The organism is Leptospira abararensis (genome assembly GCF_016918735.1).
In the GTDB taxonomy this organism is placed as follows: domain Bacteria; phylum Spirochaetota; class Leptospiria; order Leptospirales; family Leptospiraceae; genus Leptospira_A; species Leptospira_A abararensis.
Window position 1 is genome coordinate 294,855 of sequence record NZ_JAFFPR010000027.1, and the last position, 17,480, is coordinate 312,334.

Genomic DNA, 17,480 nt, shown 5'->3' on the forward strand with positions numbered 1-17,480 from the left:
GATTTTAAAGAAATCAATTCAAAAAGTATTTTTGGATGTCCTGGAATCGGTCGGATTCCGACTGCGGATCCAAATTCCCATTCTGGATTTCCATTTTTTTGGGTAACACTTCTTCGACCAAATCTCCTAAATTTGGCAAATCTAAAAGAAACCGACTTATAGTTGTTAATCGATTTTTATCAGAAAAAACAGGGGAGGTTAAAAACAATCCCTGTTTGGCCCTGGTGATTGCTACATAAAACAGCCGTCTTTCTTCTTCCAAATCTTGGGTAGTTTTGATTCTAGAACTTGGTAAACTTCCTTCTACCACTTGCATGGTAAATACATACTTCCACTCCAATCCCTTGGCGGAGTGAATGGTGGAAAGCGTAAGAAATTCTTCCTCCTTATCGACTAAACTAGTATCTACCTTTTCGGTGGGATCAAGAGTTAAGTTGGCTAAATAATCGGAAAGATTGGGAGAAGATTTAGTGAGAATTTTTAACGAATCCAAATCCTGTTTTCTTTTTTCAAAATCATCATATTCCTGTTCTAAAATCGGCAAGTAGTGAGATAAAACTGTTTCCACAATCGTCATACTATTTGCATAGTTTAGAGGTTCTGATTCAAAAATCCTGATCAAATTTCGAAATGAAGTTTTTGCGCCATCCGGAATTCCTAAAAAAAATGTATCTGAGTCTTTGACGAGGTCCCATTGAAAGTCATGGTTTTCTAAATTTTTATGGAGAACTTGGGCATATTTTTTTCCAATGTTTTTTTCTAAAAGTAAAACCCGATTCCAAGAAAGTATATCCCTTGGATTATCAATGATACGAAGGTAAGCAAGTAAATCCTTCACATGTGCTAAGTCCAAAAATTTTTTTCCTCCATACTTACGAAATGGAATCTGTTTTGCGCTGAGCTTTACTTCTAAAAGGTTTGAAATATAACCTGCACGAAAAAGAACTGCGATATCAGACAAAACAGTGTTTTCTTCATACAACTCAAGAATTTTCTCGGATATCCATTCAGCTTCCTCCTCTGAAGATTCAAATTTGGTATGTTTTGGTTTATAAGAAGGGGCTTGCTTATGGGATAATAAATGTTTTTTATAGTTTTCTTTACTCTGATCTAAAACAGCATTTGCCAAATCTAAAACTGATTGTGTACTTCGATAATTTTCTGTTAGATGAATGATTTTTGTATTCGGAAAAATTTTCGGGAAATCCAACATATTATTCACATTGGCTCCGCGAAACCCATAGATACATTGAGCATCATCACCCACAACCAGTATATTTTGGTGTTTGCTTGCCAACAAACAAGCTATATGTGCTTGGATACGATTGGTATCCTGGTATTCATCGACTAGAATGTATTTATATTGTAATCCAATCCTTTCTCGAATTGATTCTTCTTCCATTAAAATCTTGCGCGTAAAATCCAATAAGTCATCAAAATCAAGGGAATTATGCTTTAATTTGAGCTCTACAAATTTAGATTTCACTTCTTGAATTTCTTTTGTGAGTCCGATAAACATTGGATAGTCCTTTTGTAAAACTTTTTCCAATGAAATCTGAAGATTAAAACAGGAGGAAAAAATCTCAGCCAAAGTCTCCTTTTTGGGAAATCGAACTTTGGATTGTTTGGAGACTATTTGGTCCCTTGCCATTCCCACAAGACTTGTGGTATCATCCTCATCCAAAATAGTGAAATTTGAATTAAGGGAAACAGCTAATGAATACTTTCGTAAGAAATGGTGGCAAAAAGAGTGAAATGTACCACCATGAACAGCCATCATTCGCGAATCGAGTTTGGCGGTGGCTCTATTTAACATCTCTTTGGCTGCCCTTCTCGTAAAGGTTAAAAGCAGAAGGGAACTTGGGTCTAATCCATTCTGAACAAGAGATGCCAATTTATTGACAAGGGTGTTCGTTTTCCCAGTACCGGCGCCCGCAACAACTAAGATGGGGCCTTCGGGGGATAAAATGACTGAATTTTGGGCCTCGTTTAAATCCTCATTCACAATACAGAGATTTGTTGCATGGATTCTGTTGACAAACTCTAATTATTGTATTTGATAGATGAAACCGGTTTTAAAGAATATGACAGCAGTTGTGGGAACAGATAAAGAAACAGACGTTAAGAGAATCCTCGTCGTAGAGGACGAAAGGATCATTGCCATCAATATTTGTTCCACTTTGAAACAATACGGATACAACGCCATCTATGTTTCTGATGCAAACGATGCCATTGAACATATCGAAAATGAACATTTTGATTTGGTGTTAATGGATATTATGCTGAATGGTCCTATGGATGGGATCGAAATAGCGACTATCATAAAAAAAACGAAAGAAATTCCAGTGATTTATCTGACTGCTTATTCTGACGAAGCAACTATTAACCGAGCCAAAGCCACAGAACCTTTCGGTTATTTAATCAAACCATTTAACAGCCGTGATCTGTATATATCAGTCGAGATGGCCATCTATAAATCGCAAGTCCAGAAACACATTCGAAATGTAGAAAGTAGACTTGCTGAAAATCAAAAATGGGAAACAATCGCACTAGTTGCATCGGGTATTTCTCATGAAATCAATAATCCACTCACTTCCATTTTAAATTTGGCTGATCTAATTGCGTTAGAAGCAAAAAAAACGAACAATCCTTCCTTGGGGGAAAAGGCTGCAAAAATTGGGGATGAATCGGAACGAATCGCAAAAATCATTAAAAACTTAGTGTCTTATTCTCAGTCCACTTCTTCCCAGTGGAATTATTCCAATTTAGGAAGTATCATAAACGATACACGATCTTTCCTACATCAGTATTTTTTAAAGGAAGGAATCCAATGCGAAATCGAGTTGGGAGATGTTCCGCTTGTTTATTGCCAACCACAAAAAATCAAACAAGTCCTTCTCAATCTTTTGCAGGATGCCAGAGTTCGAGTGAATACCAGAGAAGATACAATCGGTCGAAAGATAATTGTTTTATTAAAACAAGCTGAAGAAGATGGATCCAGTCACATCCTCATTCAAATCAAAGACAATGGGGCAGAGGATCTGATGAAAGGAATCTCTCAAATGAATTCCCTCGAAGTAACTAAAAGTATAGTGACAGAACATAAGGGGAAGATGTATCGGGATGAAGATTCATCCTCTTGGTTTTTTACCTTACCCATCATCAAACCTTTATAACACAAAGTTTAACGTTTTCCGGAAACCAGAGGTTTTGCCATTTGTGGGCTTTCTTCTAACAATTTGAAAAACAACTCAATGCGGCTGGAATGTAACATCCAATTGTCCTCCAAAAAAAGACCACTTAAGAAAAAATTAAAGTCCTTATAGTATAAAAAAGAGGTTTGTGGGTTTTTTGTGAAATCCAAAAGGATGGCTAAAGCTAAACGATTGGCACTTTCATCGGGACCAAAACCTTCCATGGGAATTTGGATGGATGGCTCTGGAACCATAAAACAATGTTCTATTCTTCCCTCTCTGACTTTGAGATTGTACCGCAAAGTACCAGGAATACGTTCCCCAGAGTAGGTTTTTGCCATTCAAAACTCCCGGATGCCCAAGGATTGAGCCATTTGATTATGTCCATTACATGAATAGTTTCGCAACCTCTTTTTCCGGTAAAATACGGGATTCCCGTCCGAATTTCTGCCTGGTTTTCCATTGATTTTTTCGACCGGTGTAAAACTCTCGTTCTATACTTTCAAAGCCCGCTGTGCAAAAATCCATTCGTTTTCTCATATTATTTTATGGTTTTCTCTTCGGAATGGAAATTCTGGCGCAAGATACCAACGGGTTAAAACTCCTCTTTCCTGACCAAGCTGGGCCTACAAAAAACGCGCAAGAAGAAGAAAGGAAACTAACAACTGCCCAAGTCCAACGGGGTCTCGTCCGAAAGTCAGTCGACTCCATGACTGATAGAGAAGTAGAAGACAACCTTCGTAATTTAGGTCTGAATCCAGTCGGAACCATCTATTCCAAAAGAGAAAGACTAAGAGAAGCTCTTGTTCCTGAAGAAGAACAGGTGTTAACTCCCGAATCTCTGCTTAGTTCTCAAACAAAAAAAGGTCCACCCATTCAAATTCAAAACGCAGCAGAAGGCCAACTTTTAAATATTGATAAAACAAAAGGGGGGGTTCTTGTCCTTCGAGGCAAAGTTCGACTAAAAATTCGCTCAGGTGAACTCGTGGCTGACTCAGTATCCATTGATGCCAATCGCCAAGAAATTTATGCGGAAGGCGGAGTGGAATACAAAGATGGGAATGCCAAAGTCATTGGCGAAAGGATGATCTACGATTTAAAGATCAACCAAGGTGTTGTTTATAATTCTAAACTCAGCATGTTCCCTACACACTTTATTGGTCAAAAAATAAAACGTTTGGATGAAAAAAGATACCTACTCGAGATGGGATACTTTACTGCTTGTAATGCGGAACTTCCCCATGAGTCTTTTCAAGCTCGCAAAATATTTATACACGATGATAGATCCGTTGTTGCTTATAGTGTTTCTTATAAAGTAGGCGGGACTTATCTCTTTTGGTTACCCGTTCTATACAATTCCGATTCAGGAAACGGTGTCACCACACAATTTGGTAAAAACAATACACAAGGTTGGTTTTGGCAAAACTCATACCAATGGTCCGATTCTTATCCGAATAGTATCTTCCTCGCCAATGGATATAAATTCAGGTTTGATGCGTATGAAAAAACAGGACAAGCCGCTCAATTAGAGATGTGGAAAGTCTCTCCCATTTTAAATTACAATATCAATCTTGGTTATGCCAATTATAAAAACAATGCCATTACTCCCGTTTATGAAGATCGATTTCGAAATGGGGGAGTTGGTAACGTTGCCGTTACCAATAATGTAGATCGTGGAGAAATGTTTCCAAATACTGGATTGCCCTATCGCAATACAGGCGTTAATTACGATCCTTGGTGGAAAACAGACCTTCGTTTGAATGCAAAATTCAATGATTTTTCTCGTGACTACACAAGAAACGTTCAAATTCAATATGAAAATTACAGCAACCGTCAATTTGATTATGAATTCGGAAACAGATACCAACCATCAAACTCTCTACAATCTTTATATACGTATAGAGATGTTCGTTTTGGACTCATTCGTAACTTACTGAACTGGAACTTTAATTACACAGAGAACCGAGGAGATTTAAGTGTTGGAATTGCAATGAGTAGGACTCTTGTTTACCAAATCCAAGCAAACCAATACTTTGCGGCTCAAGATACTTTGCCTGCTGTAACCATTCGAAATTCTAGTAATATTGGAGTTATTCCAGGAACTACGAGTCCAATCTATTGGGACTTACTCTTTCAAACAAATATCAATCGCATTTACGGAGTTCCTCAACAAAGGACAAACCCAACGACAGGTGTTGTGGATCCAAGAAGTCAGTATCAGGACTTTGTTTTAAGATCGCAAACAAATGTCATTGGAGAAACCGGCTTTCGTTCGCCCATCGCCATGGGTGCTTATATGTCTTTTACTCCATCAGTCTATATGGGTGCGACTAAACAAACGGTTGAATTTCCTGGCTCTGGGAATGAGTTAAACAGTCCTGATCGCGACGTAAACAAAGCTTATGCGACACTTTTAAAACAACAATCCTATCAGTATGTTAGGCAAACACATACTGTCAGAATGGGTATACCCGAAATATTTTTATCCACAACATACAGACGTTTGGATGCAGACAAAGCAGAAGCAAAAGATCCAATCCTTGGAAATTTACGCCAACATGAAGCAGAATTTGCTTTAGAAAGTTATGCCCTCAACGATTGGGACATTTCTGTCAGAACCATTCGTGATCTACGACAATTCTCATCTGCCTACAATCCAGGACTTACCAATATGCAAAGATGGTATTATACTGTAGTAAGAGTGGGTGGGTTCTTTGACTTCGTAGATGGATTTACAACGCGAAGACCAAGTCTTTTGGAAAGAAAACGAAATTTTTACTCAGGTGTATTCATTAACAATGATTATGTTCATCATACTCCGCAAAACCGATCTTTATCGAATAACTTAACAGTATCCTATAAAATGGGTGGATTCTCTTGGCCAATCATCCGTGCTTTTCGAAGTTTGGAAGTAGGTTCAACATGGTATCATGTATATAAAGATAGTTTTTTGGATAGTTACCGATTTTTCTTTAAAACAGATGTGAAAGTAACCCGGTATTCTGGTGTAGAACTAGAGCTTGATTCTCGAGTAACAGAACCTTGGCGACTGACGGCTCTTGCTCAAGGGCAATTTTATGCAATGAATACAAGCCCCGAATTGTATACTTCCCAAACGGGAACTAATTACGACCAAACAACGATTTGGGAAGATTTGGCTGCTGGAACGGGTGCTCAAGGTCAAACAGAAAGGCAAAAAACAGTTTTCAACATCAATCGGTTTATGATGACTTTAAAACTCGATTTACACAATTGGGAATACCGCTTAGGATATAGTATGAATTTACGAGCCCTTCCTGGAGGATTGACCATGAACAACCAATTGACTTTTTATGACCAATCCGTTTACTTTTCTGTGAACTTAACCAATTTCAGTTTTGGAGATTCCGCCTCAGCTCAAGCGACAAGGGTTCGACTTTATAGATTCCGCAAACGTCCACTTGATGGAACATCCACAGATTTAACGGATTAACCTGAGTTAAAAATGTTAAAAGAAAGAAGCCAGTCCTTCAAACTCCTTTTCCTCGTAACAGACTTCTTTATTGCACTTACGAGTTTTGTTTGTGCCTATATCATTCGTTATTACCTTTCGCCTGATTCAGCTTTTCAAATTCAAACCATTGATCCCGTAAATTATTATATTCTGGGTGTTGTACTTGGTTTCTCTCAAGTTTTATCATTCCTCTCCATCGACCTTTACCATCCAAGAAGAGGTTTGTCCTTTTCTGATGAACTCTTTGCCATCATCGCAGGGGTGATCCTCAATCTACTTGTTGTACTTTCCCTCTTGTTTTTCTTCAGAGGAGAAAGTTTTTCCCGATTGGTGATTGGTTATTTTGCCATCTGTACGGTAATACTCACTTCCTTTTCCCATTTTATACTACGTTCCTTGATGCAGTATTTACGAAGCAAAGGATTCAATTTAAAATCAGTACTCATCATTGGAACAGGAAAATCGGCGATCAACTTCTCCGAAACTATCAAAAAACATTCCATCTATGGCTATATGGTCAAAGGTTTTGTGGCTGGGAAAAAAAATCTTTCTACTAAAAAACTCCAAACAGTAACAACCACTCAAAAGTTAGAATCGTATGTGGAAAAAAACAATATTGATTTAATTGTTTATGCTTTATCACATGAGGAAGGTGATTCCCTTAAAGAAGTCATTGATATTGCAGATTTTCACGGTATTGATTTAAAAGTAATTCCTAGTTATGAAGAAATTGTTACCGCCAAAGGAAGAGTCGAAGTTCTTGATGGAATTCCGATTATTTCAATCAGAAATATACCTTTAAGACTCGGTTATAATTTAGTCCTAAAGAGAACTTTTGATATTTTGTTTTCTTTGTTTTTTATTTTGTTATTTAGTCCATTTTATCTACTCATTGCGCTCCTGATTAAATTAACAAGTAAGGGTCCCATATTTTACAAACAAGAAAGAGTGGGTCTAGACAACAAAGTTTTTGGAATGATCAAATTCCGATCTATGGTAGTCCAAACGAAAGAGAAATCGGATACATTATGGACCGTGAAAGACGACCCTCGAGTGACAGCAGTGGGAGCAGTCCTTAGAAAATTATCGTTAGATGAAACTCCACAATTTTTCAATGTATTACTAGGTGATATGTCAGTTGTGGGTCCAAGACCAGAACGCCCTTTCTATGTAGAAAAATTCAGAAACGAACACCAACAATATATGAGACGCCATGCAGCTAAAGCGGGAATTACTGGCTGGGCGCAAGTACAAGGATTTCGTGGTGATACTTCGATCGAAAAACGAATCGAAGCTGATATCTTTTATATTGAGAATTGGTCAGTGCTGCTCGACATCAAAATCATTTTACTCACTCCCTTAAAGGCAATTATAGATAGGAATGCATACTGAGGAAACATTATGGATGAAAAAGAATTAAAGAACATTGCCAACTTGGCAAAATTGAACATTGACGATGCGGAAGTATCTTCTATGTTAAATGACTTTTCTCGGATTGTACAATACGTAGACGAAATCAAAAACCTAGACACATCAAGTGTAGGCGATGATGAAATCTATGAACAAATTTTTTATGAATTGAGAAAGGACTTCGCTGAAAATGGTTTAAAGAGAGATGATTTAGCAAAAATTGCTCCATCTTACGAAAATGGATACGTTGTGGTACCTAAGGTAATCGAAACATGAAAGATTTAAATTTTCTCACTTATTCTGAAATCAAAACCAAACTCAATGATGGATCTCTAAAATCGAGCGACTTAGTATCTGCTTATATCAAACGAATTGAAGAAACGGATTCCAAAGTTAAGGCTTTCCTAGAATTTAACAAAGATCGAATTTTAAAACAAGCAGAAGAAAGTGACAATCGAAGGAAGTCCGGGAAGTTACTTTCCGAATTTGATGGAATCCCCATTGGAATTAAAGACAATATCTGTATTACAGGAGAGATCACTTCTTGTTCGTCTCGCATTTTGGAAAATTTTCGTTCTCCTTATGATGCGTCTGTCATCCAAAGATTAAAAGACAAAGGATTTGTTTTATTTCCTCGTTTGAATATGGATGAGTTTGCGATGGGTTCGTCTACAGAAAACAGTGCTTACCAAACTACAAGAAATCCATTTGATACAAATAGAATACCCGGAGGATCTAGCGGTGGTTCGGCGGCGGCAGTGGCTGCGTCTATGTTACCAGTTTCTCTTGGTTCTGATACTGGTGGTTCTATCCGCCAACCAGCAGCACTCTGTGGAATTTGGGGATTAAAGCCCACTTACGGACGAGTTTCACGTTACGGACTCGTAGCTTATGCTTCCAGTCTTGACCAAATTGGACCCTTTTCCAATGACATAAAAGGTATCTCCGATCTTTTAGAAATCATTTCAGGCCTTGATCACAAGGACCAAACCACTTCCAAAGTAAATCCTTTTGAAGCAAATTCTGTCTCTTCCATTGATTGGAAGGGCAAACGAATTGGTGTGATGAAAGCAGAAGAATTTAATTTTTCTCCCGATGTAAACAAACGTTATGCGGATATATTAAACGAATTACAATCCAAAGGAGCAACTCTTGTTCCCCTTGATTTTTCTTTGTTAAAATATGCTATTCCTGTTTATTATTTGATCGCCACTGCAGAATGTTCATCTAACTTAAGTCGCTTTGATGGAATTCGATATGGATTACGCAAAGAAGGTGCTGGAAAATTAGACGATTTATATTCGGAATCCAGAACCCAAGGATTTGGGCCTGAAGTCAAACGAAGAATTTTACTCGGAACCTTCTCACTCAGTTCCGGTTATTATGATGCTTATTACGGCAAAGCACAAAAGGCAAGAGTTCTCATTCGAAAACAATATGCAGAATTCTTTAAATCAGTTGATATTATTTTCCAACCTACATCACCCACAACTGCATTCAAAGTGGGGGAAAAAACAAAAGATCCGATCCAAATGTACCAAGCAGATATCCTCACAACTTCTGTCAACTTAGCGGGTGTTCCTGCCATCAGTTGTCCTGCGGGAGTAGATTCCAATGGCCTTCCGATCGGATTACAAATTACTTCGTCCCATTTTGATGAAACAAACCTTCTTAGTTATGCGAAATCCGTTTCCGAATTAGAAATTTGTAAATTGGCACTTCCACTAGAGATCACCTAATATGGATGAACTAACCAAAAGAGTTATCCCGTGTTTGGATATCAAAGGAGGAAGGGTAGTCAAAGGTGTTCAGTTTGTAAACCTGATTGATGCCGGTGATCCCGTCTCCTGTGCGGTTGCCTATGAAGAAAACAAAGCAGACGAACTCTGCTTTTTAGACATTACAGCTTCCTCTGATAAACGAGATATTCTTTTGCACTTAGTGGAACAAGTTGCCAATAGACTTTTTATTCCTTTCACCGTAGGTGGAGGGATTCGTACCATCGAAGATGTTAAAGCTGTATTAAACAAAGGTGCTGATAAAGTTTCTATCAATACCAGCGCCTTCCAAAACCCAAAACTACTCAAAGACTCAAGCGAAATCTATGGCTCACAATGTATTGTTTGTGCTATTGATGTCAAATTCCATCCAGAACGAAAAAGGTACGAAGTGTACTTGAATGGAGGACGATTAGAAACAGGAAGAGAAGCACTTGATTGGGGAAGGGAAGCTTTTGAAATGGGTGCGGGAGAAATTCTGCTTACTTCTATGGACAAAGATGGAACAAAAGATGGATTTGATATCACACTAATGAAGTCCTTCACATCCAATTTGTCCATTCCGATCATTGCATCTGGCGGAGCTGGGAATCCAGAACATATGGCAGAAGTCATCCTACGTGGTGGCGCCGATGCAGTCCTTGCTGCTTCTATTTTTCACTTTGGAGAATTTTCTATCCAAGAAACAAAAAAAACAATGAAAGAGATGGGAATCAAAGTGCGACTATGATTCCTTTTCATTTTCTTGATTATCTTTTTTTTCTTTTTCCTTTTTTAGTCATTATCCTCATTTTACTCCGTTTTCGTTCCAAACAAAAATCCACGAAAGAATACTTCCAAGCGGAAGGAAGTTTGTCTTGGTTTGTGGCAGGTACTGCCATGGTGGCAACCACTTTTGCAGCAGACACACCTCTTGCAGTAACAGAGATCATTCGAGGACAAGGGATTGCCGGAAATTGGATTTGGTGGTATATGTCTGTTGGTGGTTTTGTCACTGTGTTTTTCTTTTCCAAACTATGGAAGAGGTCGGGTGCATCCACAGATTTGGAACTCATTGGCTTACGTTATAGTGGAAAGGAAGCAAATTTTTTAAGAGGATTCAAAGCCTTTGTCATCGGTTTTTTACTCAACCTAGTGATTCTTGGTTGGGTCAATTTAGCCATGCTAAAAATCATTCCAGTTTTTTTCCCTCTTTTGACTGCATCCCATATTCTCATTTATTTACTGTTATTTGGTGTCTTTTATACTTCGATCGCAGGCCTGAGAGGTATTTCGTATATTGATGTTTTTCAATTCTTTTTAGCTTGGATTGGCTGTATTCTTTTTGCCTATTTTGCAATCAACTTACCTGTCATTGGCGGACTCGAAGGTCTAAAGTCAAAACTAGATAGCAGCAAAATTTTATTTTTTCCCAATGGATCTTCCGGAACCCTGCCCTGGGACCATTTTTTAATCCTCCTAACCGTTCTTTGGTGGTCTAGTTGGTATCCGGGTTCTGAACCTGGAGGTGGGGGCTACATTGCCCAACGCATTCTTGCCACAAAAAATGAGGATGCTGCCCTGAAAGGTTCTTTATGGTTTGTGATTGCCCATTATTTTGTTCGGCCTTGGCCTTGGATTTTGGTTGCTCTAGTATCTCTCCTTCTTTACCCAAATCTATCCGAGGCAGAAAGTGGCAAAGGTTTTCTTATGGTATTACAAGAAGGAATGCCTAGTGGAATGATGGGGCTTATGCTTAGTGCTTTCCTTGCCGCCTACCTTTCCACATTGGCAACTCATTTGAACTGGGGAGCCTCTTACCTTGTGAATGATCTTTGGAAACCGATCTTAGAGAAGGGAAAGCCTGATTCGTATTACCTAAAAGTATCTTATGGAATTCAAATCCTAACTGCCGTTTGTTCCTTCTTCCTTGCAGTGTACGGAATGGAAACCATCAAAGGGGCATGGGTCTTTTTACTCGAAGCATCCTCTGGTATCGGGTTTGTATTAATTGCTCGGTGGTTTTTTTGGCGGATTTCGGCTTGGACAGAGATTTTAGCATTTGTTCTTTCCCCACTTTTATATTTACTCTTTTCTGTTTATCTAAAGGTAGAATTCCCTTATTCTATCCTTTATACTTCACTCACAGCCAGTGTCTTATTGATTTTATCTACTTATCTATTACCGAATACGGAGCGCGATGTTTTAGTCCAGTTCTATGAAACAACGAAACCTCCCTTTTTCTTTTGGAAAGGTCTTTTCAAAAAAGAATCAAACAAGAAACAGACCATTTACGAGAATCGTTTAGGTATCTCTCTTCTTGGAACACTCTCTGGCCTTTCCTTTGTTTTTGGTGGTTTATATACAATCCAATGTTTAGTTTGGAAAGAAGGTTATTTACTCATTGGGTTTCCCATTTTTCTATTAGGATTACTTGGATTGTATTTTTCTCTCCATTCTTTACAAAACCGGTCAGGAAATTAAATCAAGAGATATTAGTAAGGTGAATTACGAATTTCAGTAATCACTTGTGTGAAAAGGTTCAGACTTTTTGGATCATCAGGATTTATCGTTTGAAAAGCCATCATAGAATGGTCACAATCTGCTATATCAATTTGTTTGTAAGATAGATTTCCAAGCCTGGCGCTATTGCGAGGCACAATCCCATCTGACTGCGTAAAACCAGAGTTAGACAAAATCGTACAACCAGTATTATAATATAATGTTTCCCCGTCATTACAACCACTCATCACACCGGCAAAACTAACAAACTTTCCATTTAAATTGAAGTTTAAGTAGGATTGATTGAGAATATCTAAAAGCAAATTTTCCGCTCCGGCCAAATAGGTTTGACCCGCTCCTTGGTTGGTATATCCCAACTCTGATCCTCCTTGAGTTCCCACAAGATAACTTCCCAAATCATTCAAAAATGGATTACTTCCTAAAAAACTAGGAGAGGCAAAAGGAGATCCAAACTGGGGACTGGCGAGAGTAACCACCAACCGAACAAAAGGAAGGGATCCTGTTTCATTGGTTAGGGCCACTCTTGTAACAAGTCCTCCCATCGAATGGGCAACAATGTACACTTGGTCTGAATCAGAAAAGTTAGAACGAAGAGTTCCATAAAATTGTTTACCGTTTACGAAAATACTATTGGATGTTCGGTAAGTATAGAGATACAAATCAAATTCATTGTTAGCGGAAGCTCTTCCTTCTTGGAAGTGAACTATTCCATTTGAAAAAGTATTCTTTATGTTCTGAATTTTTTTCTCATCGTTTGTGATCGGATCAGAATCTCTTTCCGCTGGATTCCAACCATGGATAAAAACTATTTTCTTTTTCCCTGATTTTGGAAAAAACTCAGAAGGGACAAATTGAGAATCAGAAAGGTTCCGGGAAAACCCAGGAAAAAAACCATATAGTCTTTGGTTAGGATTGGGAAGAAGTCCAAGTAGAGAGAGTAAAAGAGCCTCATCGTTTTTTTTGTCTTCTGATACAAATTCCTTTCTATAAAAATCGTAAATACAGGACTGGAATACAACGATACCAATAAGGATAAAAATAAAACTAACTAAAATCTTTCGCCTAACGCGAAGCATTTTGTATCCTGTCCAATGTAATACCGCAAGCAACTACAACATTAAGTGATGTCACCGAACCGAAAAGAGGAATCCTTGCCACATAATCTGCTTCTTCCAAAAGAAGACGTTTCACTCCTTCCCCTTCGTTTCCCATAATCACCGCCATATGCGAAGCTTCAGGTAAAGTTTCCCAAATGGTTTCTTCGCCTTCTTCATCTGTAGCAAGAATCCAATATTCATTTTTTTTGAGATACTCCATCCCATGCATCAGATTTGCTACTCGGTAAATCTGCAAATGATGGACGGCTCCTGCAGAAACTTTTTCAACAACAGGAGTAATGGGAGATGTATCACGATCAGACATTAACACGTGCTTCACGCCCATACACTCGGCAGTTCTTAGTATATTCCCAAGATTTCCTGGATCTTGGATTCTGTCCAAAATCAAAACAGGGCCTTCTCCGATCTTTACATTCTGTTTGAACTGTTCAAATCCAAGTGATAAAAAAGATTTTTGTTTGGTGCGAATGATTACATAACCTTGGTGGTTTTTATCAGAAGCAATCCTGTCAAGTTCCCTAGCAGATACTGTGGTAAATTTGACGGAGTTCGGGATGTACTGACGAATTCTTTGTTTTTCTTCATTACCAAGGGAATCTTTTACAATGACTTCACGAATGGTTTTAATTCCGCGTTCGGGAGCCACTTGTTCCAATGACTCTAAAAATTCAAAAAAATTACGTTTTCCAAAAAGTATTTCTACTGGGCTTTTTTCCATGTGGTTATTCCTTCTTTTGTATCAGCGAGAAGGATTCCTTTTTCTTCCAACTCTTTACGAATTCTGTCGGCAGTAGAGAAATCTTTGTTTTGTTTAGCAGTTTTTCTTTGTTCAATTTGTTCCAAAATCCATTCTTCAGAAATACCATCAAGAGTTTGGATCTTCTTTTTAAATTGAAAAACAGCAAAGAGTTCATTGATTTTATAAAAAAGTAGAATGGACTCTTTTAAAAATGCATCTTGAGTCGCATCTCCATTCGCATCCAAAAACTGATTCACAATGCGAACTAGTTCAAAAACAGAAGCTAGAGCTTTCGGAATATTCAAATCATCTGCGAGAGACCTTATAAATTCTAAGTTTAGATTTTGTAATTCAGGAACTGTAAAATTGAAGTTATCAAAATCTTCCGGAACTTGATCCCATAAATTACCAGCTGCTAAAACACGATAAATGGCATTCTGAATCCGTTCCATTGCAATCTTTGATTCTTCTAGCTTAATAAGTGAAAAATTCAACTTACTTCTGTAATGCGCAGAAATCAAATGGTAACGGATTGAATTCGGATCATATCCCTTTTCTAAAATATCGCGTAAGGTATAAAAATTTCCCTTACTTTTCGACATTTTTTCCCCATCGACCAATAAGTGTTCGCAATGGAGCCAGGTTCCGACAAACTCTTCTTCAGGATAAGCACCCGTAGAAATTGCCATTTCATTTTCATGGTGAGGGAAGAGGAGGTCAATGCCACCGGTATGTATATCTACGCCAGATCCATAAACCTTTCGTATCATAGCTGAACATTCTAAATGCCAACCTGGTCGACCTTTCCCAAGTTTTGTATGCCAGCATTTTTCCTCTTCGGTCTTTTGATTTTTCCAGAGGACGAAGTCTCTGACGTCATCCTTTTCATATTCATCAGCATCGTAACGCACACCCGATTTCATGCCAGCAACATCAATTTTTGATAATATACCGTATTGCTTAAAATTTTGTATCGAAAAGTATATATTTCCTTCCTTTTCATATGCTAACCCGTTTGTTTTTAACGGTTCAATGAAATCAACCATATCCTCAATCGATTCGGTTGCTTTAGGATAGTGCTCCAACTTTTGCACATGCAAAGTCTCTAAATCTTTAAAAAAAGCTTCGGTCCAAGGTTTTGTGAATTCTTCTACACTGACTTTTCGTTTGATCGATTCGTTAATGATTTTGTCATCGATGTCAGTGATATTCATCGATTGATTTAACTTATAACCACCTAACAAAAGAGAACGACGAAGAACATCGACAAACAAAAAGGAACGAATGTTACCAATATGGGCAAAGTTATAAACCGTAGGCCCGCAGGAGTAAATCGTTACATTGGTTGGGTCTTTGGGTAAGAAGGGTTCTTTTTTTCCTGATTTAGAATTCTGAAATACAAAGGGAACTAAACTCATAGGGCAAATATTTCTTTTACAAATTCTAAGTTTGCTTGGGGTTGTTTGTCTTTCCCGGCTTCATTTCCTTCCGTTGGATAAAGCTGCATTCGTTTATCACAATTCATATGGTTAAACAATGCAAACGTGGATTTTGGATGAGAGATCACATCTTCCATTCCACAAGAAACAAGGGCTGGAATTTTTATTTTTTTTGCAAAGTTGAGTGCATCAAAATAAGCCAATTCCTTTTTATAATCAATTTTTTTGGTGGCTCTTTTTTCTAAAAAGGGTGTGAGTTCCCGAACCCATGGATTTCCTTTTAAAGAAATTTGATCTTTATCAATATAACAGAAAGAAGGTGTCTCCAAAATCAAACCTTTGATTCGATCAGAGTAGGCAGCGCCAAATACAGAAAGAGCAGAGCCAAGGGACTTTCCATGCAAAATAATCTGATCCCCATCAATCCCGTCGGTTAAACGTAAAAATTCAATCGTTCGGATCACATCCAAATAGAGTTTACGCATATAGAACTCTTCTTTTTGGTCGAGACCATGCGCAAAATAATTCGGAGTCCAACCAATAGGAGCTTTTCCAGTAGTAGGATCTATGGGTGCATGGATCATTTCATCCCCATGTCCTCGTAAGGTGATATGAAGTTGAGCTACCCCTAAATCGGAATATCCTTTTTGAATCTCTTCAGGAATGGCCAAATAATCATGAAAATAAACTACAACTGGCCTGTTTCCCCTTTTTCTTGGAATGGCAAGTTTTCCATGTAACACATGATTGTCGATACTTTGAAAACTAACATCATTTAGTGATTCCCAAATAAATGACCCTTTCAAAACCGTTTTGTAAGTAGCTTTGATAGGAACTTTTTTTAATACAGAAATCCCTTCTTTCCAAAAACTATCCAAATCTGTAGGAGGATCTAGTTTGGGAACAGTCTGGAAACATTCGTCAAAACTAACGGTTTGAGGCATGAGAATCCAACTTAGGGGAAAACTGATTTAAAAAACTATACATAGTTTGCAGTAAAAGGACAGAAATGGTCATAGGTCCAACACCTCCAGGAACGGGAGTGTAATAAGATGCTTTATCCTTAGCTTTCGAGATTTCAATGTCGCCCACATTACCAACGTTATAGCCTGCATCTAAAATAACAGCACCATCTTTAATCCAATCTGCCTTGATAAACTCAGGTTTTCCAACAGCACCGACCACAATGTCCGCTTGTTTTACAAGTTCAGGGAGATTCTGGGTTTTCGAATGGCAAAGAGTGACAGTGGCATTTAGGTTCGTGAGCATAATCGCCATGGGTTTTCCAAGAATAGGAGACCTTCCCACGACTACTGCATGTTTACCCAAAACATCGATTCCATATTCCTGAAGCAAAAGAACCATTCCGTACGGAGTGCACGGATAATAAGCTTCGCTATTCATTGATAGTTTCCCAAAAGAAATGGTTGTGACACCATCCACATCCTTCTCCAAGGCAATTTCATCAAAACACAAACGTTCGTCGATTTGGTGAGGGACCGGGTGTTGCAAAAGAATTCCATTGACGGAAGTGTCGGCATTCAGTTTTTTAATTTCGGCTAATAGTTCTTCGGTGGTCGTTTCTTCTTTTAGTCGCACATAACGTGAACCCATACCCACTTTTTCACAGGCCTTTACCTTCATATTCACATAGGTTTCGGAAGCGGGATTGTTACCGACAAGGATGGTGGCAAGAGTAGGGATTCCCTTACCCTCGGATTTAGCTTTCGCTAATGTTTCTGCGATTCGATTTCGAATTTTTTCGGAAATCGCTTTACCGTCTAATAGGATGCTAGATTTCATTCTG

Annotated in this window: 14 protein-coding genes; 7 read left to right on the plus strand and 7 right to left on the minus strand. The window is 38.2% G+C overall.

The genetic code is table 11. From position 1 onward, the window contains the following. Window positions 1-13: 13 nt before the first annotated feature. Window positions 14-2,005 carry an ATP-dependent helicase gene (locus JWG40_RS20080; protein ID WP_205285575.1) on the minus strand — a complete coding sequence of 664 codons (1,992 nt, stop codon included), beginning with the start codon at window positions 2,003-2,005 and terminating at the stop codon, window positions 14-16. Window positions 2,006-2,084: 79 nt separating this feature from the next. On the opposite strand from JWG40_RS20080, the gene JWG40_RS09640 reads away from it, so the two are divergent. Beyond that, window positions 2,085-3,176, plus strand: coding sequence for a response regulator (locus JWG40_RS09640; RefSeq protein WP_205285640.1), 1,092 nt, complete (start codon window positions 2,085-2,087; stop codon window positions 3,174-3,176). Between the two features lie 8 nt (window positions 3,177-3,184). On the opposite strand, the gene JWG40_RS09645 is transcribed toward JWG40_RS09640, so the two are convergent. Continuing rightward, the gene (locus JWG40_RS09645) at window positions 3,185-3,535 is read right to left on the minus strand and encodes a hypothetical protein (protein WP_205285576.1); all 351 of its coding nucleotides are present in this window, start codon (window positions 3,533-3,535) and stop codon (window positions 3,185-3,187) included. A gap of 224 nt (window positions 3,536-3,759) precedes the next feature. Here JWG40_RS09645 and JWG40_RS09650 point away from each other — a divergent pair, with 224 nt between their 5' ends. The 6 genes from JWG40_RS09650 to JWG40_RS09675 are packed head-to-tail and all read left to right on the plus strand — an operon-like array spanning window position 3,760 to window position 12,338. Further along, window positions 3,760-6,666, plus strand: a complete 2,907-nt coding sequence (locus tag JWG40_RS09650; protein ID WP_205285641.1) for an LPS-assembly protein LptD — start codon at window positions 3,760-3,762, stop codon at window positions 6,664-6,666. Window positions 6,667-6,678: 12 nt separating this feature from the next. After that, entirely contained in the window at window positions 6,679-8,079 is a 1,401-nt protein-coding gene (locus JWG40_RS09655) for an undecaprenyl-phosphate glucose phosphotransferase (protein ID WP_205285577.1), read from the plus strand. 9 nt (window positions 8,080-8,088) lie between these two features. Continuing rightward, the gene (gatC, locus tag JWG40_RS09660; RefSeq protein ID WP_205285578.1) at window positions 8,089-8,373 is read left to right on the plus strand and encodes an Asp-tRNA(Asn)/Glu-tRNA(Gln) amidotransferase subunit GatC; all 285 of its coding nucleotides are present in this window, start codon (window positions 8,089-8,091) and stop codon (window positions 8,371-8,373) included. Then, the gene (gene gatA / locus JWG40_RS09665) at window positions 8,370-9,836 is read left to right on the plus strand and encodes an Asp-tRNA(Asn)/Glu-tRNA(Gln) amidotransferase subunit GatA (protein ID WP_205285579.1); all 1,467 of its coding nucleotides are present in this window, start codon (window positions 8,370-8,372) and stop codon (window positions 9,834-9,836) included. The genes gatC and gatA overlap by 4 nt, the downstream gene beginning before the upstream one ends. A gap of 1 nt (window position 9,837) precedes the next feature. Next, the gene (gene hisF, locus JWG40_RS09670) at window positions 9,838-10,605 is read left to right on the plus strand and encodes an imidazole glycerol phosphate synthase subunit HisF (RefSeq protein WP_205285580.1); all 768 of its coding nucleotides are present in this window, start codon (window positions 9,838-9,840) and stop codon (window positions 10,603-10,605) included. Continuing rightward, window positions 10,602-12,338, plus strand: coding sequence for a sodium:solute symporter family protein (locus tag JWG40_RS09675; protein WP_205285581.1), 1,737 nt, complete (start codon window positions 10,602-10,604; stop codon window positions 12,336-12,338). The genes hisF and JWG40_RS09675 overlap by 4 nt, the downstream gene beginning before the upstream one ends. 11 nt (window positions 12,339-12,349) lie before the next feature. On the opposite strand, the gene JWG40_RS09680 is transcribed toward JWG40_RS09675, so the two are convergent. From JWG40_RS09680 to folD, 5 genes are read right to left on the minus strand one after another with little or no spacing between them, the layout of a single operon-like run. Then, window positions 12,350-13,453: a PGAP1-like alpha/beta domain-containing protein gene (locus JWG40_RS09680; protein ID WP_205285582.1), complete on the minus strand. Its 1,104-nt coding sequence runs from the start codon at window positions 13,451-13,453 to the stop codon at window positions 12,350-12,352. Continuing rightward, window positions 13,440-14,213, minus strand: a complete 774-nt coding sequence (rlmB, locus tag JWG40_RS09685; protein WP_205285583.1) for a 23S rRNA (guanosine(2251)-2'-O)-methyltransferase RlmB — start codon at window positions 14,211-14,213, stop codon at window positions 13,440-13,442. The genes JWG40_RS09680 and rlmB overlap by 14 nt, the downstream gene beginning before the upstream one ends. Beyond that, window positions 14,195-15,652, minus strand: coding sequence for a cysteine--tRNA ligase (cysS, locus tag JWG40_RS09690; RefSeq protein WP_205285584.1), 1,458 nt, complete (start codon window positions 15,650-15,652; stop codon window positions 14,195-14,197). Before cysS ends, rlmB begins: the two co-directional genes overlap by 19 nt. Next, entirely contained in the window at window positions 15,649-16,617 is a 969-nt protein-coding gene (locus JWG40_RS09695) for an acetylxylan esterase (protein WP_205285585.1), read from the minus strand. The genes cysS and JWG40_RS09695 overlap by 4 nt, the downstream gene beginning before the upstream one ends. Continuing rightward, window positions 16,601-17,476, minus strand: coding sequence for a bifunctional methylenetetrahydrofolate dehydrogenase/methenyltetrahydrofolate cyclohydrolase FolD (gene folD, locus JWG40_RS09700; protein WP_205285586.1), 876 nt, complete (start codon window positions 17,474-17,476; stop codon window positions 16,601-16,603). Before folD ends, JWG40_RS09695 begins: the two co-directional genes overlap by 17 nt. Between the last annotated feature and the right edge of the window lie 4 nt (window positions 17,477-17,480).